The following is a 23,611-nucleotide window of genomic DNA, read 5'->3' as shown; positions in this document are numbered from 1 at the left end:
GTTCAGGATAATGCTATTTTACGCTTTGTTATTCAGTACCAACTGTCCGTTGTTATCCAACGGAATTTGCGCGCCGGGGTCCTTATCCATACGGATTTTCCCCTGCTGATCGCCAATTTTGTACGTCACGTCGTAGCCCAGCATCTTTTCAGATTTGTCATACACCGTTTTACAACGCTGCTGCGTGGTGGTGTAAGTATCGTTTTCCTGCATCGACCCCTGAATCTGATTACCTGCATAGCCGCCGCCTAAAGCCCCGGCCACGGTGGCAATATCTTTACCACGTCCGCCGCCAAACTGATGGCCAATAACGCCACCCGCAACCGCCCCCAATACGGAACCCGCAATACGGTTTTCATCTTGTACCGGCTTACGGTGCGTGACAGTTACGTTCCGGCACTCCTGACGCGGTGTTTTTACCGACTCTTTAATCGGTGTTGCAGAGACAACTTGCGCATACTGTGGGCCACGCTCGAAAACGTTCAGACTGGCCACTGCTGCAACACCCAGCGCAGCAGCTACGCCAATCCCTATACCCGCCAACATTGATTTATTCACGGGACTTCCTCCTTTTTTGCTATTAGCAACAACTTTGCAACAGAAGGTAAGGAATGCCAATCAGATTACGGATGAAAATAGCAGGATGAGGCACGAACGCAGGATGATTCGGAGAACTCTGAAGGAAGACGCCGGATGCGTAAAATCATCCGGCGCCACAAGTCGATATTAATGCAGTTTCAGACGCGGGCGAATCACCCGGTTGATACTGCCGACCAGCATCATCAGGCCGGTTTTGAAGTAGCCGTGTAAAGCAATCTGGTGCATGCGGTACAGTGAGATGTATACAAAGCGCGCAATACGCCCTTCCACCATCATCGAACCACGAGTCAGGTTGCCCATCAGGCTACCCACGGTAGAAAAGTTAGAGAGCGAGACCAGAGAGCCGTGATCTTTGTACTGATACGCTTTCAGTGGCTTGCCGTTCATCTGTGCCAGAATATTGTTCATCGCACAGGTCGCCATCTGGTGTGCTGCCTGAGCGCGCGGAGGCACAAAACCCCCTTCCGGGCGAGCGCAGGAAGCGCAGTCACCAATCGCGTACACGTCAGGATCGCGCGTGCTCTGCAGAGTTGGCTCAACCACCAGTTGGTTAATACGGTTCGTTTCCAGACCGCCAATGTCTTTCATAAAGTCTGGCGCTTTGATACCCGCCGCCCACACCATCAGGTCGGCTTTAATGTATTCGCCATCTTTGGTGTGCAGTCCGCCTTCGTCAGCGCTGGTAACCATCGTCTGGGTCAGTACGCGTACGCCCAGTTTGGTTAACTCATTATGCGCAGCACCGGAAATACGCGGCGGCAACGCAGGCAGAATGCGCTCGCCAGCTTCCACCAGCGTAACGTTCAGCGCATCGTTGGTCAGCCCTTTGTAACCATAGCTGTGCAGCTGTTTTACCGCATTGTGCAGCTCAGCGGAGAGCTCAACCCCCGTCGCACCACCGCCCACAATGGCGATATTCACTTTTCCGTTAGCGCCCAGATTCGCGGAATACTTCAGGAACAGATTCAGCATCTCCTGGTGGAAACGACGCGCCTGATGCGGGTTATCGAGGAAAATGCAGTTTTCTTTCACGCCAGGAGTGTTGAAATCGTTGGAGGTACTTCCCAACGCCATCACCAGCGTGTCATACGGCACTTTACGCTCAGGAACCAGCAGATCCCCCTTCTCATCGCGCAGCTCAGCGAGAGTAATGGTCTTCGCTTCACGATCGATATCTATCACCGAACCTAACTGAAACTGGAAGCCATGGTTACGGGCATGTGCCAGATAGCTCAGCGCATCCACGCCTTCATCCAGTGAACCCGTCGCCACTTCATGCAGTAACGGTTTCCACAAGTGACTGTGGTTTCTGTCTACCAGTGTGATTTTGGCCTTTTTCTTACGCCCGAGTTTTTTACCCAACTGCGTCGCCATTTCCAGTCCGCCAGCACCGCCGCCGACAATCACGATCCTTTTCAATGGTGTAGTCAACGTGACCCCCTCAAATTTATTAACCAATTGTTAATTAAAAGTTATTGATATAGCTCTTAATTAACAACAAGTTACAGTAATGAAAATGTTCTTCGAGAGTGAGAATAACACGAACGGTGCATTGGTCATACCAAAATTGATGTGTATCAAGTTTTGATGCTGAAAAGATAGACAACCGGAACTTTAAGAACAAAAAAACCAGCCCGATGGCTGGTTTTTTACGCACTCAATAAGGATTAACCTAACGTCTTGAACGCTTTGATGCGCTGCAAATGCGGAGAGATATTCTTAAACTTATGCGTCTGCTCTTCGTCCCAGACTATCTCGTAAAAGTGATGCAGTTCTTCCGACGAACGCTGGCTATTGAGCGCTTCATCATGACGCGACAGGATAACCAGACAGCGATCGCGATTCTTTTCGCGGAAATTGGTCACGCATTTTGTTGCGATGTCTGCATACTCCTCAGGTCTGTCAATTTTGCCTTCCATGTTCTCATACGGAAACAGGTTAGGATTAAACACTACCTGACGAATATCACACAGAAAACCAATCCGTTCAGCCCAATATCCCCCGAGCCCCACACCACAAATCAGCGGACGGTCATCCACATTCAGCTGTAGCATTTTGTCCACTTCTTTTAGCAGATGCTGCATATCATGTTTGGGATGCCGCGTACTGTAGCTAATCAGCCTGACATCCGGGTCGATGAATTGCAGCTGCAACACCTTCTCATGGTTGCCCGGGCTGTTAGAGTCAAAACCGTGTAAATAGATAATCATCGCATCCTCGCCAAACTTGCGTTAATGACCTGCTTTCTCTTCCTGCCAGCGCTCATGAAGCTGGTTTAGCTGAGCGCTTACCGTCTTCCAGCGTGCCGAATCCATCAGTTCCTGACGTGAAAATGAACCTTTATGATACAAACGTGTAACACGTTCTGCATTGATCGGCGACAGATTATCTAACACACTGACCGCTCCCTTACGATTATTGCAGACCAGGATCATATCGCAACCTGCATCCAGCGATGCCTGTCCACGCTGGGCATAGCTTCCCATAATCGCCGCCCCTTCCATCGACAAATCGTCGGAGAAAATGACACCATCGAAGCCAAGCTCCTGGCGCAGCACCGTTTTCAGCCAGTGAGGTGAGCCACTCGCCGGACGCGGATCTACATCACTGTAGATAACGTGCGCAGGCATAATGGCATCCAGTTTGTTCTCAGTAATCAACGTCTGGAACACGGACATATCTTTCGCACGAATCTCGGCTTCTGAGCGAGGATCGGTTGGGGTTTCTTTGTGTGAATCCGCCGTCACGGCCCCATGACCAGGGAAATGTTTACCGGTCGTTTTCATACCTGCAGCATGCATACCATCAATGAAGCGGGTCGCCATCGCCAATGCTTTTAGCGGATCGGCGTGGTAAGAACGCTCGCCGATTGCGGCGCTGATATGGCCCACATCCAGTACCGGTGCAAAGCTGATATCAATGTCCATCGCGATCATTTCGCTGGCCATCAACCATCCGGCGTCCTGAGCCAGTTTGCCGCCCTCTTCCAGACCGTGCAGCGCAGCAAACGATTGAGCCGCAGGCAGGCGAGTAAAGCCTTCTCGAAAACGCTGTACGCGTCCGCCTTCCTGATCTACCGCCACCACCAGATGGTTACGTGACGCAGTCCGGATTTGTCGCACTAATTCACGCAGCTGTTCCGGGTCATGATAATTTCGGGTAAAGAGGATCAACCCACCTACCAGCGGATGCGCCAGAATCTCACGCTCTTCTGCGTCCAGCTCATACCCTTCGACATCCAACATTACTGGGCCCACACTGCTCTCCTTATCCTTTCATTGTTAGCTGCCGCCAGGTTTCATCGGCCAGCCTGATAAATTGTCTATCACCGGTTTGCCGCCAGCGATACTCAAACCACCCCGCCTTCAACATCATTATCCAGGGTTGCCATTGTCTGACTTGTCGCCACAAAACGTCTGGCTCAATGTGCGCTCGTTGAGCGTAGGTGCTAACCAGCTGTTGGTGCTGGGATTCATCGCTGACCCATACCGCCGCCAGCTCCAGGGCAATATCACCGTCTCCGGCGTATTCCCAGTCAATCAGCCGCAGCCCTGAGGCTGTGCGTACGATGTTGTCACCGTGAACATCCATATGCAGCGGCCCCAGACGCAAAGGTCGAGGCTCACCTCGTTTCCTCAGCCGCTTCAGCGCGCGCAGCCAGCATGGTGTACGACGCGCCGGATCGCCACACTGCCAGTACTGTTCAAGTAGCGGCAGCAGGCTGATTCGCCAGCCCAATCGGGGTTGCTGGTGCAGATGATACAGTAAGCCTGCGAGTTCGTCGGCGTCCGGTAATCTGGATTCTACCTTACCGTGAAAAAACTCGACGGCCATCCACCCACGCGTATAAAAATGAGGACGTGGCGCAAGGTTTTCTGGCAGGTGTTTTAACGCATGATATTGGCGTAAGAAATGCGATTCCGGCGCATCAGGGTCGTGATGACAACGCAGTACCAGCCGGTGAGAATGATGCTCAATGATGCAGCTCCCGCCGCTCAGGCCAGTTTGGCTGGCTGCGACGGGATGATACTGCGGGAAATAGCGCGACAACACTTCGCCGCGCGTGAGTCTGTTATTGTTGCTGAACGGCACCTTTACCTGACCAGATTATCTCGCCAGTTTGTACCAGCATTAATTGCATTTGCAGCGCAGGCGAATTGACGTTGCCGGATGCACTGGAATAAAGCACATACTGCGCGCCAACGTTACGGGCGATACCAATCGCTTTACTGCGCGTTCCCAGGCTATCGTTCGGCGACAGACCTAACTGCTGCTTGGCGACTGCCAGTTGCTGAGCGGAAACCAGAGTAAACTTACCGTTATTCGCCAGAGCATTACGTAAGGTTTCGGTGGCTTCACCCGCGTTTAACGAGCCGTTGGTGCGGTTATTCACGCTATCAACCAGCAGAACGCCGCCCGCTTTTACGCCGTCAGCCTGCAGCATTTTTCCGACCATCGGCTGCATAGCCCCGTTCCAGTCATAATGACGTTGACGTGGCGTCGGCTGCGCCGTTTGGTCCTCGTGCTCAATCGGACCCGGCTGCTGCGGTATGGTTGGCACCGTTGGCACTACCGGCACCGGCTGTTGCGGCTGCACAGGCTGTTCCGGCACTGGCTTGACTTCCTCTACCGGTGCGGGCTCTCGTTGCACCACACAGCCAGAGAGAAACATCGCCAGCGCGGCAACCAGTGCGTAGCGATTCATTTTGATCATCAAGATTCACCCCTTACAAATAAAGATAAAGTCTAACCTTGTGCGCCCCCAGAAAATTGGCGCTGCCGTACAGCGTCACCGACGAATGCGCCGGAATAGTCACGCTGCGCGGCGCTTCCAGAGGATGCATTTCCAGTCCTCTGGCGTCATACCAGTAAAACCGATAATGAACGGTGACGGATTCTTGTCTTTCGTTATAGAGTCGCGAGGATGCCGAGGCCTGAATATCAGACGTGGTTAACGTGGGCTGTTCTGCTGTTATACCTGCCGCCAGAATCGTTGACTCCATCACCAGCGACTGTTCATCACTTACCGGAATTTCTGGGTGTGTTCGACAACCCGCCAGTAGCAGCAAGCCCAGTGAAAGTGCAATGCATCCTCTGATCATGCCTACAGACCTTTATGCGCGAGCATTGGGCCAAGCGCACGGCCACCCAGCAGATGCATATGAATGTGATACACCTCCTGACCCCCGTGGCGGTTGGTGTTCATGATTAAGCGGTACCCATCTGCAGCAATGCCTTCCTGCTCAGCAATTTTCGCTGCAACGGTGATCATGCGGCCCAATGCCTGTTCATGTTCAGCCGTCACATCGTTGACGGTTGGGATCAGGATGTTAGGAATGATCAGAATATGCGTAGGTGCCTGAGGGGAAATATCACGAAACGCAGTGACCAGTTCATCCTGGTATACGATATCCGACGGAATTTCACGACGGATAATTTTGCTGAATATAGTTTCTTCTGCCACGACGTTTTCCTTTTTCATTAACAGCCCAAGCGTTTTGCCATGCTACGCCGGGTAACTCTGCGAGTATAGAGTATGAGCGAGTTACTCACGCTCTTTCAACTTTAACCCTCGATTTTTTAAGCGAAAACCCCAGTCAGTGCTGCTCTTATAACCATTTCCCTGCGCTATTGCTTAAGCATAGTACTGAAATCCTATTTCATTTATGCCCAAAGCGGTTTACACGTCAGGCATCAATGCGTGGCCGTTACCTTCTCGTCAGGGCGTATAACGGCTACATGACGATATCGGCCTCCCCGGCCACCACCAGGCGCAAGAAATCGTCCCGCCGATGGTTTTTAATTTTGGGGTTCCATGCCACACCAATGTTCCAGCGAATTTGTTTTTCAGCGAGCATCAATAGTCTCGCTTCGGCAGGCAAAAAATGCCGGACACTTGTGGGTAAAAAGGCGACTCCGTTCCCCCCGGCAACCAATGCCAATAGCGTAGTCATGTCATTTGTTACAGAGACCGGTTCAGCGCTAAGTTGGATGCTTTGTAGAAAGAGTGAGGTTTGTTCCGCAAGACATGGGCTGGTTGATGGATCCAACTGGAGTAAGGGATATGCCGATAGCGCACTCTGAATAGTCATGCTTTCCATATAACCCTCCATCGGAACAGCAAGAGCCAGCGTTTCCTCATAAAAAATATATGAAGCCAGGCCTTTACTGACCGGCATCCGGACAAAACCGATATGCAAGCGTCCTTCCAACAACATTTTCATCTGAGCGCTGGAGGGAAGATGATTAATAACCACTTCACACTCGGAAAATTGCTGATGGAATTGATTTATCCACTTGGGTACTTGCTGAAAAGAGGAAAGACCAAATCCCATAAATAACTTTTCACGATTTCTGGTATTTATTTCTTTCGCATAGTTTAGAAATTCAATATGGGATTGTAAAAGTTCATTGGCTTTTGAAAAAATCTGTTGACCAAATACTGTCAAACTCGCGCCATGGCGTCCGCGCAAAAAAAGCTCACCACCGGTCAAATGCTCCAGCGTTTGTATCTGCTTTGACAGTGCTGGCTGAGTCAGGAAAAGTTCCTTTGCAGCATTGCTATAACTTCCTTTTATCGCCAACGTAACAAAGGCACGCAGCAATTTCATATCTATTCCTTTCATTTATCGAACCTTGAAAAAAATGGAATTATACAAATACCTATAATAAGCACATGATAGCAAAGCATGGCAATAAATAAACATAACTCTCCATAGAGAAATCGCAAAAAAAATTACGCCCATTATTTTAATGATAAAAGAATATAAATATGCCAAATGTAGCTGTGTTAACAAATGATCTGCAATATGAATTTACATATAAAATAACCTATTCGACTCAGGAATTAGAACAAAAATTGACTGCATTTAATCAGTTTCTTGACGGCATCAGAAATCAAAACCAGGCAGTCATCCATTTGCAGTTAATAAATGATCCTGCCGATCCCGCAGTACAACGGCGCTATAAAAATCGCGATGCAGGTATTCCCGCCCTCGCAGGACGACCTGAAAATCGAATAATCGACAGTATTTGCGCCCCCTCCGATCTCATCGTAGTAAAAGGCAGAGATAGCGGTTTCTTTAATAATAATCTTGATGAAACACTGCAAAAACTGGGTGTAAAAACGGTCATCGTGACCGGCTTACAAACGCATGTTTGCGTACAAACCACGGCCGCAGATGCATTTTTCCGCGGATACAATGTTTGGGTGCCGGAAGATTGCGTATTTGCCCCTTCTGCCGATGATACCACTCGCGCCTTAGAGTGGCTTGCCAGCTATTGCGCAACCGTTGCCCCCTCGGCTGAGATTTTATCGCTGCTAGCAAAACATGACGATCTTCCTGAGCGCAACGAAAGGAAAACCGCATGAAAAGTCCATTAACACAAGCAATGAAACCAACAGATACCGTCGTTCTGGACCATGGCACGGGCGCTCGCCTGAGCAGGGAACTGGTCGAATTAATTGCGGAAATTTTGGGCGATACTTATCTGGGAACCATGGAAGACAGCGCGTTACTGGAGTTACCGTCCCGACAAATTGCATTTACTACAGATTCTTTTGTTGTCACTCCGCTGATCTTTGGCAATGGGGATATCGGTAAAATTGCCGTATGCGGTACCGTTAACGATCTTGCGGTAAGTGGCGCACGTCCGCTGTATCTGACGCTGAGTCTCATTATTGAAGACGGTATGCCCATATCTGAACTGAGCGCCATTATTGAGTCAGTTCGCGATACAGCCATTGCTGCAGACGTCAAAATTGTTGCCGGAGACACGAAAGTTGTCGGCAAGGGTGAGGCAGATCGCTTGTTCATCAATACAGCAGGCGTCGGCGTTATTGAGCGCGCCCCCGTTTCAATCAAAAACGTGCGCCCAGGACAAAAAATCATCCTCAGTGGTTTTATTGGGAATCACTCCATTCATTTGTTATCTCTGCGTGAAGGTCTGGGGTTTGAACGAAATATTCTCAGCGACTGCGCCCCTCTCAACGCGATGATTCACCAGCTTATCGATGCCGTTCCTGCCGGGAAAATTGCCTCGATGAGAGATGTCACTCGCGGTGGACTTTCCGCGGTACTCCATGAACATGCCCGTGCAGCAAAGCATGAAATGCGCTGCGAACGGCAATCTTTACCCATCCAGCCTGAAACGGCGATGGCGGCAAATATGCTGGGCGTCGATGTCATCAATCTTGCAAACGAGGGATGCCTTTGCCTGTTTGTCGAACCAGACAGCGCAGAAGACGTGCTCAGACTATTAAAGACGCACCCACTTGGCCAAAAAGCCGCCATTATTGGCGAGGTATTAGCAACGCCAGAAGTGAGAGTCAGCATGCTTGAGCAGGATGGAACCGTATCGACAATAATAGAGGAGCTCTATGGTGCAGAATTGCCACGACTCTGCTGAGCAAGGCGGCGCTCTGGAAACCCGACGTTACCGCATTTGCGGAATTGTCCAGGGAGTCGGGTTTCGTCCTTTCGTCCATCGACTGGCTCGCACCTTTGCCGCGACCGGCTGGGTTCTCAATGATTCCGAAGGCGTGTTACTGGAACTACAGGCTACATCAGACAATATCGCGCAGCTTATTGATGAGCTGGCATCTAACCCGCCGCCAATGGCCCGCATCAATGGTATTGTGGAGGTACCGCGAGAAAATTCGGATCAACGTTACGCAGAGTTTAGTATCCGTAAAAGCCGTCAGCTTGCGAAGATGGATACCATTATCCCGCCAGACTCAAACGTCTGTCAGGATTGTCTGAACGAAATGTTTGATCCGCAGAACCCGCGCTATCGGTACGCTTTTATTAATTGCACAAACTGCGGGCCGCGATATTCAATTATCCAGGCAATGCCCTATGACCGTTCACAAACAACAATGCAAGCCTTTGCAATGTGCCCGGCCTGTCAGCATGAGTATGACGATCTCGATAATCGTCGTTATCACGCGCAACCCAATGCCTGCCCCGCATGCGGACCAAAACTGGATCTGAGGTCACGTAATGGCGAGACCGTAATAACAGATGATATCGTCAAATTTGCCATAGCAAGACTACACGAAGGGGCGATTATTGCGATTAAAAGCCTTGGCGGTTTTCATCTGGTTGTTGATGCGAGTAATGAAGATGCGGTTTCGCAACTGAGGCAACGCAAACGTAGAGATGCAAAACCTTTTGCCATTATGGTAAGGGACGCGGACAACGCGGCACAAATAGTCCACGTCAACGCTCAGGAAAGAAAACACCTGGAAAGTGTAGAGCGCCCCATCGTACTGCTGCGTAAACGCCGCAGTACGATGCCGGAAATCATCGCACCGCATAATCCGAATATTGGCGTCATGCTGCCATCAACGCCGCTTCAGTATTTAATGCTAGAAGATGCCACAATGCCAGCGCTGGTGATGACCAGCGGCAATCTTTCAGGCCACCCTATCGTATTTGATAATGTGAGTGCAATTGCGCAGTTGGGCGAAATCGCGGACTATTTTATTCTTAACGATCGTGATATTCACACGCGTATCGATGATTCAGTGGTCCGCGTTATGGCTCATCGTAACCACCTTTCATTCCTGCGACGTTCACGAGGTTATGCCCCCTACCCTGTCCACCTTCCTTTCAACGTTGATCCGATCATCGCTCTCGGGGCGGAACTGAAAACCACCGTTAGCATTGCTAAAGGTAATAAGGTGTTTGTAGTGGTTTACTGAATTTGGCCACCTGAACAGAGGTGATATGCTCACCTCAGAACATTACAGGTGCCTCAATGAAAAAAAGAAATTTCAGCGCAGAGTTTAAACGTGAATCCGCTCAACTGGTCCTTGATCAGAACTACACCGTTGCAGCTGCGGCCAGTGCTATGGATGTGGGTCTTTCTACCATGACGCGATGGGTAAAGCAGTTGCGGGATGAACGACAGGGCAAAATACCTAAAGCCTCCCCTATAACCCCGGAACAGATTGAAATACGTGAGCTGAAGAAAAAGCTACAACGCATTGAAATGGAAAACGACATATTAAAAAAGGCTACCGCGCTCTTGATGTCAGACTCCCTGAACAATTCTCGTTAATCGGGAAACTCAGAGCGCAGTATCCTGTGGTCACACTCTGCCACGTGTTCGGGGTTCATCGCAGTAGCTACAAATACTGGGAGAAAAGCGCCGAAAAGCCAGACGGCTGGCGAGCTGTGTTACGCAGCCAGGTTCGGGAGCTGCATAACATCAGCCATGGCTCTGCTGGCGCAAGAAGTATCGCCATTATGGCAACCCTGAGAGGCTTCAGAATGGGACGCTGGCTTGCTGGCAGGCTCATGAAAGAACTGGGGCTGGTGAGTTGTCAGCAGCCTACCCACCGGTATAAACGTGTTGGTCATGAACACATCGCTATCCCGAATCGCCTTGAGCGACAGTTCGCAGTGACAGAACCTAACCAGGTGTGGTGCGGCGATGTGACGTACATCTGGACAGGCAAGCGTTGGGCTTACCTTGCAGTTGTTCTCGATCTGTTCGCAAGGAAACCAGTGGGCTGGGCAATGTCATTCTCGCCGGATAGCAAGCTGACCATCAGAGCGCTGGAAATGGCGTGGGAAGCTCGCGGTAAACCAGTCGGAGTGATGTTCCACAGTGACCAGGGTAGCCACTATACAAGCAGGCAGTTCCGGCAGTTACTGTGGCGTTGCCAGATCAGGCAGAGTATGAGCCGACGTGGAAACTGTTGGGACAACAGCCCGATGGAACGCTTCTTCCGTAGTCTGAAAAACGAGTGGGTGCCAGTGACAGGTTATATAAACTTTAGCGATGCTGCTCATGCGATCACAGACTATATCGTCGGGTATTACAGCTCGCTAAGGCCGCATGACTATAACGGTGGGTTGCCCCCAAACGAATCGGAAAACCGATACTGGAAAAACTCTAAAGCCGTGGCCAGTTTTAGTTGACCACTACAGTTTATGAGTCAACACATTGGCGATCTCAAAAATGACCTTACGTTTAAATCACACCTTGCGTGCGTCAATCACCTGCAAAAGCTCCTCGATATTGAGCCAACGATTGTGGCCTGTGACCTTCATCCGGCGTTTCGCTCAACGCGCAATGCGCTGGAGCAATCGCAGCTGCGGGTTATTCAGGTACAGCATCATCATGCGCATATGGCTGCGTGTATGGCCGAGAACGGACTCAGAGGAAAAACGATTGGCGTAGTATTCGACGGTACGGGTTACGGCACTGATGGCGCAATCTGGGGTGGCGAATTTCTTGTGGGGGATACCAGAAGCGTTGAACGTGCAGCACATCTGCGCCACATCGCTTTACCAGGCGGTGACAGCGCGGTTAAAGAACCCATCCGGATCGCTATTTCGCTATTAACAGAAATTTTCGGCGAGCATATTCCTGAATCCTCAATTCCAGGTCTAAGCACGTTGCCGGCTCAACAGCGTGACGTCTTCGCCAAAATGGCTATGCGCAGGATCAACACGCCTGTAACCAGCAGCATCGGTCGACTTTTCGATGGCATCTCCGCATTAATGGGTATTTGTACGCATATTGAATACGAAGCGCAGGCCGCCATTGAATTAGAAGCGTTGTTGCAATGCGCTCTTCATATGGCGCAACCTTTTGCCTTCTCGATTGTGGAATCAGAAGGCCATCTCGAAGTGGATTATCGCCCGTTGGTCCACGAATTGATTTCAGCACTGACAACACGGCCTCTCGATTTACCTGAGTTAAGCCGACGCTTTCATTCGACCATCGTAGAGATTATTACCGCGGTCTGCATCCGTTTGTCTGTGCACGCAAAAACACGGCAAGTGGTATTAAGCGGCGGGGTTTTTTGTAATGAGTTTCTTCTCATCAATGCTCTTGACCGATTACACGCGGCAGGATTTGAAGCTTACTGCCATCAACTTGTACCCACTAATGATGGAGGGATCTCTTTAGGACAAATTGCCGTCGCGTCCAGACTAAGTCAAACGAGTCAAACTAATAATAAGGAAACCGAGTATGCATAATATCACCAACACAGCTGCCGCCGTGTTATTTGACATGGACGGTGTGCTTATTGATTCAAATGAGGTTATAGAAAGAGCCTGGCGCGAAGCAGCAGATATGTATGGTAAGACAATATCTGAAGACGAGATTATCAAACATATCCACGGGCAACCTGGTCCACATACTATTCGGGCACTGTTCAGTGACCTACCGCTCGTGGATCAGCAAAAAGTTCAGGCTCATATTATTCATGTCGAAAACACGGCTTCCTACAACCCTATTCCCGGTGTCTCTGAGCTTATCACTGCGCTGGATGCAGCAGGCGTCCGGGTTGGTATTGTAACCAGTGGCTGGCGCGAGAAAATCGACCGTGTGACGGCGATGCTTCAGGTTCAGTCTTGCATTTCCGTTATTGTTGAACGCGATGACGTCTCCCGGGGAAAACCCTTCCCTGACCCGTATCTTCTCGCAGCCGAACGTCTTGATCTTCCTGCGGAGAAAACAATCGTCTTTGAAGATTCTAAAAGTGGCGTAACGTCCGCAGTTGCCGCTGGCGCGTTTTGCGTTGGCATCGGTGGCGTTGAATTGATTCCATGTGGTGCCAGACTTGCTATTTCAGACTTTACCGGTGTTGAGGTCATATCACGACTGGACGGAAACACCGCGATTTCATTTTGTCCGGACCACATTTTGATCATCGATAAAAAAGATATGTCTCAGGCATCAGAGTAGAATTAAAAGGATCACTAATGGAAGTCGCGCAAAAAGGGCGCTGGGCTGTTACAACATTATTTTTAGTGAATGGGTTTGTAACCGGTGCCTGGGCAGTACAAATTGCCCAACTGGTTTCACGCTTTCACATTACTGATAAAGTAATTGGCCACCTGATATTGATTTTCGGGCTTGGCGCATTATTTATGATGCCGATGTCCGGCATGGCCATGGAAAAATACGGCTCACAGCGTGTCGTGCGCATTTTTTCCATTGCGGCATCCGTCGCCCTTATTCCTGTTGGATTCGCACCTGATATCTACTGGTTAGCACCAGTGCTATTTTTGCTGGGTGCTATGATTGGAGCAATGAACGTCGCAATGAACTCGAATGCCGTGGCAGTCGAAAAAGCACTGTCACGCACGGTGTTATCTTCATGTCACTGTTTCTGGAGCATTGGGCTTTTCATTTCAGGTCTTATTGGGGGGTATCTGGTTAAGCAATTCGGCTTTCTCATGCACCTGTTTTTAATTAGTGCTATTTCCTTAGCGATCACGCTGTCGGTATATCCACATATCATCAAAGATAAATCGATAAAAATAAAACGGTTAATCAAAGGAAAGCAGCCACATCGCTCATGCACGATCTACTTTATAGGCGTTATTGCCCTGCTCGCCATGATCCCGGAATGTGCTGTTGTGGACTGGTCGTCACGTTATTTATTGAAAAATCTCAATGCGACTACAGAAACGGCAAGCCTTTCCTTTGCCTGCTTTGCGGGAACAATGGCAATCTTTCGCTTCATGGGAGACTTCATTCGTAACCGCTTTAATGCCATTCTCGTGATGCGCTCATCCAGTCTGTTAGCTGGGATTGGGCTGCTGGCAGCCGCAATGGCTAGTCATCCCTGGCAAGCCACCGTTGCCTTCGCTATTGCCGGTATTGGCATAGCCAATCTGGTACCGATTGCTTTTTCCGCTGCGGGAAACCAGCCTGATATCTCGACCAACACGGGAATGAGCATCGTCACCACGATCGGTTATCTGGGTACGCTACTGGCCCCTGCACCTATAGGCCTGGTGGCTGAAATCACAGGTTTTCCTGCTGTATATACCGGGATGGCCGCCATGTTGGGCATGATTATGCTGCTTGCTCCCCTGATTAGGGTAAAGGCCAGCGTCAAATTTGATGCCAATTTGACGCGTTGAGAACAAAAAGCCTGCTTAGTTTCCTAAGCAGGCTTCTTAAATATGGCTCCTCTGACTGGACTCGAACCAGTGACATACGGATTAACAGTCCGCCGTTCTACCGACTGAACTACAGAGGAATCGTTTTAACGAGGCAAATATTAGCGATGCCGCTCAGCGTTGTCAAAGCCTGAATGGATAAATGCGATCGTTTGCTGAAATATTCCCCATTTCGCCGATTATTCAGACGAAACCGGTTGTTTTATGCACTTTTCGCGTTCGGGACGTGGGTATTTCCACAACCAGCGGCCTGTGACCATACGCCAGTAAAATAACGCGGCGCGCACGGCCCAGTCGAAGAACATACCTAACCAAACGCCGACAACTCCCCATCCTAATACGATACCCAGAGTGTAGCCCGCGACTACGCGGCAGCCCCACATGCCCAGCATCGATACCCACATAGCAAAACGTGCATCTCGCGCACCTTTAAAGCCCGCTGGTAACACCCAGGAGGCTGCCCATATCGGCATAAATGCTGCGTTGAGCCAAATCAGGATGACTATGACCTCTTTTACATCCTGATCGTGGGTATAAAATGAGGCCATCACCCCGGCGAAAGGTGCGGTTAGCCAGGCAATTGCCGTTAGGCCAATCGTCGACAGCCAGAACACATGCCGTAGCTGGATTTCAGCCTGGGCAATCTGGCCATTTCCCAGACGCCTGCCGGTAATGATTGTCGACGCGGAACCTAAAGCATTCCCCGGTAAATTGATAAGCGCGGCGATAGAAAATGCAATAAAGTTCCCGGCGATAACGCTGGTTCCCATGCCTGAAACAAACATCTGCGTCAAAAGTTTACCGCCATTGAACAGCACTGACTCGATACTTGCCGGAATGCCGATCCCCATCACCTCCCATATAATGGCGAGATTGAGTGGCTTAAAATAGCTTTTGAAGGGAATTCGCAGCGCGGGGTTAAAACCAATCATCAGTACCCAGATGATGGCAATCGCCCCGATGTAGCGCGAAATGGTCAGTCCCAGGCCTGCTCCCACAAATCCCAGACCTTGCCAGGAAAAGATTCCGTAAATCAGGATGCTACTGATGATGATATTCAGGATGTTCATACCGCCGTTTATCAACAACGGTATTTTAGTATTTCCGGCTCCACGTAGTGCGCCACTGCCGATCAGCGCAATGGCTGCCGCCGGGTAGCTGAGCACCGTCAGCTCCAGATAGGTAAGTGCCAAAGCTTTAACGTCTGGCGTTGCTTCACCTGCAACAACGTCAATAATCTGTTGACCAAAATAGTGAATGACCGCTGCCAGCACGGTAGCAAAAATTGTCATGATCACCAGCGATTGTCTGGCTGCGGCTCTGGCCCGTCGACGATCTCGTTTCCCGAGGCTAAATGCTACAACTACGGTGGTACCCAGATCGATGGCGGCGAAAAATGCCATGATGACCATATTAAAACTGTCGGCGAGTCCGACACCGGCCATTGCTTCTTTTCCCAACCAACTTACCAGGAAGGTACTCAGAACACCCATCAATAGCACACAGGTGTTTTCCAGGAAAATGGGGACAGCCAGCGGAGTGATTTCGCGCCAAAAGAGAACCTTATAACTCTTGCGTTTGGCATACCAGGGCGTGCGGGAAGCGACCTGGCGTAAGGCAGCGGAGACGTTCAAAGTGGACCTTAACGAAGAAAGTTGAAACCTCATTTCAAATGATGAGGGAGAATCAAAAAAGCTGCAAAGTTTTTTCTATTTAAAATGTCTGTAAATGCAACAAACTGTCGAGAGAAGCATCAATTGATTCGCATTCGAAGAAATGAGGTTTGACAAAAATTTTTTCGCCGCTAAGATAAGCCTCCACAACGATTCCTCTGTAGTTCAGTCGGTAGAACGGCGGACTGTTAATCCGTATGTCACTGGTTCGAGTCCAGTCAGAGGAGCCAAATTCCGATTCTTACACTTCCCTATAGGTCTTTATTTAATTTAGATTCAATAGGTTAGAGTAAAAATCTTTCCCGATGCGTATCTGGTTTTCCCTCCGCATCCGGTTAATTTGGTGGTCAGATTTGGGGTCAGATTGGTTCGATTCTGGAGTGACCCCCAAATGTCTTTAAACGATTCTAAAATCCGCAACTTAAAACCCTCTTCCCGTCCTGTAAAACTCTCCGATTCACACGGTCTGTATCTGCTGGTTAATACCGGCGGCTCGCGCATCTGGTATCTCAAGTATCGTTTCAGTGGCAAAGAATCCCGCGTCAGTCTCGGTGCTTATCCCCTCGTTTCGCTCTCTGAGGCAAGACAGAAACGTGACGATATCCGCAAACTGCTGGCGCAGAATATCAACCCTGCCCAACAGCGCATGGCTGGCAAAGCAGCCTCTTCACCAGAAAAGTGCTTTAAAGCGGTGGCGCTGGCATGGCACAAAACCAACAAAAAGTGGTCGGCTGATTATGCCGCGCGTATCCTCGCCAGTATGGAAAATCATATCTTTCCTGCCATCGGCCATCAGCCCGTCACCACGCTGAAAACACAGCATTTCACCGCATTACTGCGGGTTATCGAGGATAAAGGCTTTCTCGAAGTCGCGTCCCGAACCCGGCAGCAGCTTTGCAACATCATGCGTTACGCCATACAGCAGGGACTCACCGAAAACAACCCGGCGCAGCATCTGGAAGGCGTCACCGCGCCGCCGGTTAAAAATCACTATCCCGCCCTGCCACTGGAGCGGTTGCCCGAATTGTTTGAGCGTATTGGGGATTATCAGCAGGGACGGCAGTTAACAAGGCTGGCGGTGGTGCTGACTCTCCATCTGTTTATTCGCTCCAGTGAACTGCGCTTCGCCCGCTGGAGCGAGATTGATTTCAGAAACAAACTCTGGACCATTCCCGCCACACGGGAAACGATTGAGAAAGTCCGCTTCTCCGGTCGTGGCGCAAAAATGCGTACCCCACATATTGTCCCACTATCCCGGCAGGCCATTGCCATTCTGAAACAAATACACGAAATTTCCGGCCATCTGGAACTGGTATTTCCCGGTGACCATAACCCGTATAAACCGATGAGTGAAAACACCGTCAACCGGGCGTTGCGTCTGATGGGCTACAATACTAAAACCGATGTCTGCGGTCACGGCTTCCGGGCAATGGCCTGTAGTGCGCTGGTTGAATCTGAACTCTGGTCGCGGGATGCTGTGGAGCGACAGATGAGCCATCAGGAGCGCAACAGCGTGCGGGCGGCGTATATCCATCGCGCCGAGCATCTTGACGCCCGTAAAGCCATGATGCAGTGGTGGTCTGACTATCTGGATTCGAGTCGCGAAGGGTATGTTGCGCCGTATATTTATGCGCGGCAGCATAAGGCGGCCTGACCCTGTGGGGGAATAATTTGTGAGTAATAAAAAGCAGATCCTGATTGAATCCGGATCTGCTTTTCTTTTTTGCACTGAATATCTGCACCAGTCATTAGATCACGGGGAGATTGCACCAGCGTCCCGCTCATCGTGGCGTTACAGAACTGCACCAGATATCGTCGGATAAATATCGATCTGCGCCAGTCATAGCCTTTTAAGCCCTTTGGCCCTTTCCGGTCTGGCGCTGTTACCCTTAGCCGCCTCTTACCCTTTTCGACCTTTTTCCTTTGGCTGGCGCAGGTTGGGGTGGCAACATCCTGATGCTGCACCAGAACTTTGTACAAAAATCACCCCAAAATATTTGGCTTCAAATAATTCAGGTCAAAAAAATAGCCACACAGATTTTAATCGGCCATGCCTCTCGGATATGTTGTTATTGAGAGGAAATCGTACAAAAAATTTCTACGTAGAAATTTTTTCGGTGGATAACGATGGATAGAAGGCATGTTATAAGATTATAGCTATAAAAACGCACTTAACTTCATGTAACACATTGATCAATAAATATAATAACCAATTTAATAGCCGATAGTTATTGATCTTGCCAATGTTGATAGAAAAGCATACAAAAAATTTTGGACCCAAAATTTTTTGTATGAAAACCGATTGATAACCTGAGATTAATAGGAAACCACCTCAAATTATTTGGGGCAAATAATTTTGTGCGAAAACCTATTGATAACCCGAAATCAATCGGAAATAGCCTGATGATATTTGACCTCAAATATCATCAGGTGAAAAACGATGAATAACAATCATATTGCAAGCTCAAAGCTATCAATTTGCCTCATCTCTCCGCCCGTACACCTGCGCCACATACCGTCCGCGCCCGTCGCCGTGGCCCAAATCCATCGCTGTCATTGCCAGCGCCTCTTTCTCGCTGAATCCCTGCGCCAGATAATGACAAATGGCATCCTGCGCCCACGCATAGCGCAACGAGTGCGGGGAGAATGCGCCAGTTAAGCCAAACCCCGACGCCTGGCTGTGCCAGTATTTCATTGCACTTTTCAGGTCCGGCTTATCGATCAGCCTGCCGTGGCGATCTTCCGCCACAGCCAGCGCATTATCCAGCGCTTTTCTGACTGTGCCAACATCAAGAATAATCGTCTCACGCGGGCGACCACCTTTGGTGCCGAACACCACGGTTAAACGGGACGCCCCCCGCTCCAGCGCCTGTTTCCACGTTTTCAGCGACTGCGCACTCTGCACCGCCTCCTGCGAGCGCAACCCCATCAGCCTTGAGAGTTCCAGAGCTACCGCCAGCCCCGGATCTCTGACTCTGGCGGTTTCCAGCACCTGACGATAATGCTCCGGCGTGATGGCCTGTTTCGTGCCGCTACGGGATGCGCCGGACAACCCCAGTGAACGGTTGTTTATCCGGTCACCGTCTGCCAGTTTTACACGCCCGGCCTGTTTAAGGATGCAGCGCACCGCCGCCATCTCGTTTTGCAGGGAACGCTTTGTGATCCCCTGCGCCAGTCGTTCACGAATATAGCCCTCGATATGCCGTGCTTTTAGCTGCTCCACCCGGCGGATCTGCACATTTTGCGCCAGCACCAGACGTTCGCAAAACCGCTGCGCCAGCGCCATGCGGTCGTGAACCGTTTTATGACTGCCGCCCGCCTGCTGCGCCAGCCGCTTCATTTCCTGCTCCAGTATTCCCATATATTCCCCTTTTCATGATTGCCGCAAACTCATCCCAAAAACCAACACTGATACAGCTTTCCCCGGCGCACAGGCCGATAGCCCCTGTTTTTTGGGGCTGCGAACGATACCTGAGCGCCGGGGCGGCAGCCGTTGAGGTGTGATAGGGCTTCGGTTGTGCTCTCAGAGCAGCCGCCCGCTTGCGCGGGTTATCCCCCGGATCGTCCAGATCCGCCCCGGTATCGGTTCATGTTCTCCTTATGATTAAAATGGCCTGAAAAGGCGGTGTCAGAATCCAGCCAGTGGCTGGCGCAGTTGAGTTATCTGGTGCAGGTCGAAAGGGCTGCGTGCGTCACTTTCCCGCTCTGCGCGGTTAAAGTGACGCACTGGACTGGTGCAGTGTTTTTAAAATCACAGGCTGGTGCAGTTTTACGGTCACGCGGCAGCAAAGCCTGTCGGCAATGCAGGCAGCAGCCCGTTATACAGAGGGGGCTGACGCTCCGGCTCAGGGAGCGTCAGTGTTTACAGTACAAATCCGTAGTGAGAGCCATCCGGCAGTTCAATATCAAGGCGTAGCTTGCCGCCGGTCGCCTCAACGTAACGTTTCAGCGTGGACAGTTTCAGGTCGCGCCCCGGTTTTTCCATACCGGCAACAGTAGGTTGTCTGATGCCCAGCACCTGCGCCATTTCGACCTGCGTTTTCTGTACTTTCTCGCGCAGTTCGGCAAGGTGGATGTTGAGCAGGATGTCCGTCGCCATCGCCTGAGCTTCGGCCACGACTTCAGGTTTTTCATCCGCAATAAGCTGTTCCAGCGTTCTGCCCATCGCGTTACTCCTTCTCTTTTATTGTGTTCAGCCAGTTCGTGAATTCCCGATCTGCAACCGGGAGCATCTCATCGTAAAAACGTTTTTCATTGCCGACCTTATTTCCGGCACAAAGTACAATGCCGGTACGGGTCGGATCAAAAGCGAAAAATGCCCGTATCGGATCACCCCGACTTTGAATACGCAACTCTTTCATGTTGCTAAAGCGGGAGCCTCTGAGCGTATCGGCATAAGGTCTGGACAAACCCGGCCCCTTTTCACGCAGGACCAACAGCGCTGCAAGCACGCTGGCCCGATCGGTATCATTGAGCGAGGAAAACCAGTGATCAAACATATCCGTTGTTTTAATCGTCCACACGGGACCTCCTGAATAATATAGGTTAAAAATTATATAGGTGTAAAGCTATAAAGATGATTATGAAACGATGGAATGAGGGATTCATGCGTCGTTGCTGCAAAGCTGAAGACGCATTCGGGTATTTCAGTGAATGGCATGCATAGCATTCACCGTTTTACGATCTGTACCGAAAAACCAGTTCAGATATTGACGCAATGTGAAGAGTGACCTTAACTGCAACGCAGTCCGACATTTTCAAAGGTATTGTCGGTAAAGGGACGACCAGCCTGAAATCAGGCCGCTTCTTGCAGGTCGTGAAGCGTATAAGGGCGCCCCGAAGGGCCATTTGTTGCAGAGAGAAAATAATGCGAATGTGACGGGTGCCGAAAGAGGAAACTGTTTTTGCCTGAAAAACATTTCCCGCTGATTTGGTTAAATGCTGAGTTGCCGCACGTCACTGGCATTCTCCCGATCTCTCATCTGCAAGGGCAGGAAAAAGATCGGGAGAGCCGTTTTTCTTATCGGTATTCTGGTTTACGGTAGCGTGAAGGCCAGATTTTTTCAGGCGCAACATCTAACGCTTCAGCAATCAATCTTTCGCCTTTAGGCCAGCGGCGGGTAAGCGCATTTGCCAGCGTGGAGGATGCCAGCCCTGCCTGACGCGAAAGCGCTGACAGCGAAGTGCCACGTTTTTTCAGTCCGGCGATAATGTCGGCGGGATGCCAGTCAGACTGCATCATGCTTTGATCTCCACACCGTCAATAAACTTCACGCCGCCGGCGGTACGCAACCAACGCGGGGCTTTCATTTCCGCAGCGAAGTAGTTAATCAGGTCGTACAGCAGCCAGCTAAGGTACTTCTCCGTTTCAGAGGCAAATCCCAGCCCCGACAGGGTTTGCGTGATAGAAAGGCAGTAACGACAAAGCTCCGTACATTCAGGATCGAAACGCGGAGAACTGGCAGGCAGCGTGTCAACGGTCAGGCTTTCAACCAGATGGGGAGGAACAGGCTCTAACAGTGTGGGTTGCAGCAGCGTCAGACAGGTGTTGATTCTGCCGCAGAGCGCCATTTTCAACGCGGGATCGTTGCTTTCAATCAGGGTTTCGGCAAAGGTTTCGCAGTGACTAGCGAGTATGGTGAAATCCGTAGTGGCACTGAAAGGAACAGCAAGTGACGGGTGTGTCTGAGTGGGGATCGTAGCCATAAAGGCATCCTCCTGTAACGGGTTAAAAACCCACCACCAGAGGTTCCAATCTCATGGTGGTGGACTGAACGGGGTTGGAACTACCGGCGTTACAGGCAACCGGCGCACCTTTCGGTGCCCCCGCCCAGCCCACCATTGAGGTATAACCGAGCGCACGACATAAAAAAGACGCGGGGCGCGTCGTATGTCGCCTGTAACATTCTTCAGGGTTCCAATCCCGGCACCTGATTTTGCAGGTGCGGGTAAAAGATACCGCTTTCAGTCAAAAACGGCAAGTAAGTCTTATGGTAGGAACAATTATGTTATTTCGCTTCGTGATGACGATATTTCACTATTTTATGACGAAGTTAATATTTTTAGAAAAAGACCTCAGACAAATGAGGATTCAAACGCTATGGTATTGATGATACACAGTTTAGTGTATTTATGAGAATAATTATTTAGTCACAATTATTCGTCAGATTAGCATCCTGCGTTTTATCACCAGCGGTTAATACGGAGACATGGAATGCATATAGCGGGTGGATTGTACCGTGAGTTGTGTGAAGTACCATTCTGGGATGCAACCTTAGGATCCGGGGGACGAGCAGCCAGAGCCATAGCGACTTTATCGCCAGGCAGCCACCTCCATACCTATGCCGCGTCTGAAGATAAACTGGCCCTTGAATTTCTTCAACAATCAGGGCTTAAGACATCCGTTTGTTCTCGTCCATCCTCTATAGTTTTCGCCTATTTTCATCCATTATCACACCCCTACATTCAGCCAGATATGCTTGGCGTCGAACGCCTACCACCGATTGAAGTAGATGGTGATGCTGTATTGAGGTTTGGTTTTTTAGAAGGTGAAGCCATTGTTAACGCTAATCGCGCGGTTTATGACCCACAGACATGGCGAGATCCTGAACCTTTTTTAGCGAATGGTTCAACAGCTAATGAGTTAGCCATTGTTTTGAATGAATTAGAATTACAATCTGCAACAGGCCAGAAAGATATCAAACAGGCCGCAGAACTCTTAATGAAAACTCAAAATGCAGCAGTTGTAGTGGTAAAAGGAGGGATTCGAGGTGCAACGGTTTTCGAAAAAACCGGAAAAATGTCACAGATACCAGCTTATCTATCAACTCAAATATTCAAAATTGGTACAGGAGATATTTTCAGTGCTATTTTCGCATTTCATTGGGCAGAACGTAAACTATCGGCTGCCGAAGCCGCTGTCTGGGCTTCCCAATCCGTATCTGCATATAGTGAAACTCAGAAATTTAGCTTTCAAGAGAGTTCATTATCTTCTCGCGTACCTATTTCATCTAAATCCTATGGACACATCCTACTCGAAGGTTGCGCCGATTCACTTGGCCAGCGTTATGTAATGGAAGAAGCTCGTTTTGCATTAAGTGAATTAGGAATAAAAGTCAATTGCCCAGAACTGAATTCTGGAGCCGAATACACTGATATAAAATCCGTACTTGTAATAGCCCACGGGCTTAGAAATAGCATTATCCACAGGATAAAACATACACATGACAGGGGGCTCCCCATTGTAGTTCTTAGTGAATTATCAGATACACCTAAAATTTTACAAAATAGTTATCTGGATACTACTGATTTTACTACAGCGCTATATCATGCCGCTTGGGCTGCCGGGGGAGATTTTAGACATGGACAAAATAAAACTTCTCTTTAATTATAAAAGATCGA

General features: G+C 49.9%; 27 protein-coding genes and 2 tRNA genes. 11 read left to right on the top strand and 18 right to left on the bottom strand.

The genetic code is table 11. The features are described from left to right. Nucleotides 1–18: 18 nt before the first annotated feature. From G4551_RS09615 to G4551_RS09575, 9 genes are all read right to left on the bottom strand, one after another. Complete coding sequence (locus G4551_RS09615) at nucleotides 19–558, bottom strand: glycine zipper 2TM domain-containing protein (protein ID WP_003030814.1); 540 nt, start codon at nucleotides 556–558, stop codon at nucleotides 19–21. Nucleotides 559–726: 168 nt separating this feature from the next. Continuing rightward, on the bottom strand, nucleotides 727–2,031 hold the full coding sequence (gene ndh / locus G4551_RS09610; RefSeq protein ID WP_003030815.1) for an NADH-quinone dehydrogenase: 1,305 nt from the start codon (nucleotides 2,029–2,031) through the stop codon (nucleotides 727–729). Between the two features lie 236 nt (nucleotides 2,032–2,267). Further along, nucleotides 2,268–2,810, bottom strand: a complete 543-nt coding sequence (gene ycfP / locus G4551_RS09605) for an alpha/beta hydrolase YcfP (RefSeq protein ID WP_003030817.1) — start codon at nucleotides 2,808–2,810, stop codon at nucleotides 2,268–2,270. 21 nt (nucleotides 2,811–2,831) lie between these two features. Then, a complete protein-coding gene (nagZ, locus tag G4551_RS09600) occupies nucleotides 2,832–3,857 on the bottom strand; it encodes a beta-N-acetylhexosaminidase (RefSeq protein WP_003841848.1) in 1,026 nt (341 codons plus the stop codon). A gap of 10 nt (nucleotides 3,858–3,867) precedes the next feature. Beyond that, the gene (gene thiK / locus G4551_RS09595; protein WP_003841846.1) at nucleotides 3,868–4,692 is read right to left on the bottom strand and encodes a thiamine kinase; all 825 of its coding nucleotides are present in this window, start codon (nucleotides 4,690–4,692) and stop codon (nucleotides 3,868–3,870) included. After that, on the bottom strand, nucleotides 4,673–5,314 hold the full coding sequence (gene lpoB, locus G4551_RS09590; RefSeq protein WP_003030820.1) for a penicillin-binding protein activator LpoB: 642 nt from the start codon (nucleotides 5,312–5,314) through the stop codon (nucleotides 4,673–4,675). Before lpoB ends, thiK begins: the two co-directional genes overlap by 20 nt. Nucleotides 5,315–5,327: 13 nt before the next feature. Continuing rightward, nucleotides 5,328–5,702 (bottom strand): YcfL family protein, encoded by a 375-nt coding sequence (locus G4551_RS09585; RefSeq protein ID WP_003841845.1) that lies wholly within the window; start codon nucleotides 5,700–5,702, stop codon nucleotides 5,328–5,330. Between the two features lie 2 nt (nucleotides 5,703–5,704). Further along, a complete protein-coding gene (hinT, locus tag G4551_RS09580; RefSeq protein ID WP_003030826.1) occupies nucleotides 5,705–6,064 on the bottom strand; it encodes a purine nucleoside phosphoramidase in 360 nt (119 codons plus the stop codon). Between the two features lie 271 nt (nucleotides 6,065–6,335). Then, nucleotides 6,336–7,226, bottom strand: a complete 891-nt coding sequence (locus G4551_RS09575; protein ID WP_003841843.1) for a LysR family transcriptional regulator — start codon at nucleotides 7,224–7,226, stop codon at nucleotides 6,336–6,338. 146 nt (nucleotides 7,227–7,372) lie between these two features. Here G4551_RS09575 and G4551_RS09570 point away from each other — a divergent pair, with 146 nt between their 5' ends. From G4551_RS09570 to G4551_RS09540, 7 genes are all read left to right on the top strand, one after another. Beyond that, nucleotides 7,373–7,972: a cysteine hydrolase family protein gene (locus G4551_RS09570; protein ID WP_003841840.1), complete on the top strand. Its 600-nt coding sequence runs from the start codon at nucleotides 7,373–7,375 to the stop codon at nucleotides 7,970–7,972. After that, nucleotides 7,969–9,009, top strand: a complete 1,041-nt coding sequence (hypE, locus tag G4551_RS09565; protein ID WP_003841838.1) for a hydrogenase expression/formation protein HypE — start codon at nucleotides 7,969–7,971, stop codon at nucleotides 9,007–9,009. Before G4551_RS09570 ends, hypE begins: the two co-directional genes overlap by 4 nt. Then, nucleotides 8,981–10,306 (top strand): carbamoyltransferase HypF, encoded by a 1,326-nt coding sequence (hypF, locus tag G4551_RS09560; protein WP_231501076.1) that lies wholly within the window; start codon nucleotides 8,981–8,983, stop codon nucleotides 10,304–10,306. The genes hypE and hypF overlap by 29 nt, the downstream gene beginning before the upstream one ends. 56 nt (nucleotides 10,307–10,362) lie before the next feature. Beyond that, a protein-coding gene (locus G4551_RS09555) for an IS3 family transposase (protein ID WP_085951607.1) occupies nucleotides 10,363–11,531 on the top strand; the annotation gives its coding sequence in 2 pieces (ribosomal slippage) (nucleotides 10,363–10,612 and nucleotides 10,612–11,531; 1,170 coding nt in all). A 12-nt stretch (nucleotides 11,532–11,543) separates the two neighbouring features. Further along, on the top strand, nucleotides 11,544–12,599 hold the full coding sequence (locus G4551_RS09550) for a Kae1-like domain-containing protein (RefSeq protein ID WP_231501068.1): 1,056 nt from the start codon (nucleotides 11,544–11,546) through the stop codon (nucleotides 12,597–12,599). Further along, on the top strand, nucleotides 12,592–13,311 hold the full coding sequence (locus G4551_RS09545; RefSeq protein ID WP_003842135.1) for an HAD family hydrolase: 720 nt from the start codon (nucleotides 12,592–12,594) through the stop codon (nucleotides 13,309–13,311). Before G4551_RS09550 ends, G4551_RS09545 begins: the two co-directional genes overlap by 8 nt. A 17-nt stretch (nucleotides 13,312–13,328) precedes the next feature. Further along, a complete protein-coding gene (locus tag G4551_RS09540) occupies nucleotides 13,329–14,498 on the top strand; it encodes an MFS transporter (protein ID WP_003842132.1) in 1,170 nt (389 codons plus the stop codon). Between the two features lie 43 nt (nucleotides 14,499–14,541). Here the strand turns inward: G4551_RS09540 and G4551_RS09535 are convergent. The 3 genes from G4551_RS09535 to G4551_RS24045 all read right to left on the bottom strand — a co-directional run bounded on the left by G4551_RS09535 (nucleotide 14,542) and on the right by G4551_RS24045 (nucleotide 16,358). Beyond that, a tRNA-Asn gene (locus G4551_RS09535) sits at nucleotides 14,542–14,617 on the bottom strand. Nucleotides 14,618–14,716: 99 nt separating this feature from the next. After that, nucleotides 14,717–16,204 (bottom strand): EmmdR/YeeO family multidrug/toxin efflux MATE transporter, encoded by a 1,488-nt coding sequence (locus G4551_RS09530; RefSeq protein WP_134855934.1) that lies wholly within the window; start codon nucleotides 16,202–16,204, stop codon nucleotides 14,717–14,719. A gap of 46 nt (nucleotides 16,205–16,250) precedes the next feature. Beyond that, nucleotides 16,251–16,358 carry a DUF5951 family protein gene (locus G4551_RS24045; protein WP_219339467.1) on the bottom strand — a complete coding sequence of 36 codons (108 nt, stop codon included), beginning with the start codon at nucleotides 16,356–16,358 and terminating at the stop codon, nucleotides 16,251–16,253. 6 nt (nucleotides 16,359–16,364) lie between these two features. Here G4551_RS24045 and G4551_RS09525 point away from each other — a divergent pair. Then, nucleotides 16,365–16,440, top strand: a tRNA-Asn gene (locus tag G4551_RS09525). A 161-nt stretch (nucleotides 16,441–16,601) separates the two neighbouring features. Continuing rightward, on the top strand, nucleotides 16,602–17,864 hold the full coding sequence (locus tag G4551_RS09520; RefSeq protein ID WP_003842128.1) for a tyrosine-type recombinase/integrase: 1,263 nt from the start codon (nucleotides 16,602–16,604) through the stop codon (nucleotides 17,862–17,864). A gap of 819 nt (nucleotides 17,865–18,683) precedes the next feature. Here G4551_RS09520 and G4551_RS09515 read toward each other — a convergent pair. From G4551_RS09515 to G4551_RS24040, 6 genes are all read right to left on the bottom strand, one after another. Then, entirely contained in the window at nucleotides 18,684–19,571 is an 888-nt protein-coding gene (locus tag G4551_RS09515) for an integrase domain-containing protein (RefSeq protein ID WP_003842126.1), read from the bottom strand. A 501-nt stretch (nucleotides 19,572–20,072) separates the two neighbouring features. Beyond that, nucleotides 20,073–20,375 (bottom strand): helix-turn-helix domain-containing protein, encoded by a 303-nt coding sequence (locus tag G4551_RS09510; RefSeq protein ID WP_003842125.1) that lies wholly within the window; start codon nucleotides 20,373–20,375, stop codon nucleotides 20,073–20,075. Between the two features lie 4 nt (nucleotides 20,376–20,379). Continuing rightward, entirely contained in the window at nucleotides 20,380–20,733 is a 354-nt protein-coding gene (locus G4551_RS09505; protein ID WP_003842123.1) for a type II toxin-antitoxin system RelE/ParE family toxin, read from the bottom strand. Nucleotides 20,734–21,230: 497 nt separating this feature from the next. Further along, on the bottom strand, nucleotides 21,231–21,452 hold the full coding sequence (locus G4551_RS09500; protein ID WP_003842122.1) for a helix-turn-helix domain-containing protein: 222 nt from the start codon (nucleotides 21,450–21,452) through the stop codon (nucleotides 21,231–21,233). Beyond that, nucleotides 21,449–21,916, bottom strand: a complete 468-nt coding sequence (locus tag G4551_RS09495) for a hypothetical protein (RefSeq protein ID WP_003842119.1) — start codon at nucleotides 21,914–21,916, stop codon at nucleotides 21,449–21,451. The genes G4551_RS09500 and G4551_RS09495 overlap by 4 nt, the downstream gene beginning before the upstream one ends. A gap of 22 nt (nucleotides 21,917–21,938) precedes the next feature. Continuing rightward, on the bottom strand, nucleotides 21,939–22,052 hold the full coding sequence (locus G4551_RS24040; RefSeq protein ID WP_003842117.1) for an ash family protein: 114 nt from the start codon (nucleotides 22,050–22,052) through the stop codon (nucleotides 21,939–21,941). Nucleotides 22,053–22,100: 48 nt separating this feature from the next. On the opposite strand from G4551_RS24040, the gene G4551_RS09490 reads away from it, so the two are divergent. Continuing rightward, nucleotides 22,101–22,346 (top strand): hypothetical protein, encoded by a 246-nt coding sequence (locus G4551_RS09490; protein WP_162138605.1) that lies wholly within the window; start codon nucleotides 22,101–22,103, stop codon nucleotides 22,344–22,346. Between the two features lie 78 nt (nucleotides 22,347–22,424). Then, on the top strand, nucleotides 22,425–23,597 hold the full coding sequence (locus G4551_RS09485) for a PfkB family carbohydrate kinase (RefSeq protein WP_003842115.1): 1,173 nt from the start codon (nucleotides 22,425–22,427) through the stop codon (nucleotides 23,595–23,597). The last annotated feature ends 14 nt before the right edge of the window (nucleotides 23,598–23,611 follow it).

This window comes from Citrobacter freundii ATCC 8090 = MTCC 1658 = NBRC 12681 (assembly GCF_011064845.1).
Lineage (GTDB): Bacteria > Pseudomonadota > Gammaproteobacteria > Enterobacterales > Enterobacteriaceae > Citrobacter > Citrobacter freundii.
This window is presented reverse-complemented; position numbering and strand designations above follow the sequence as displayed.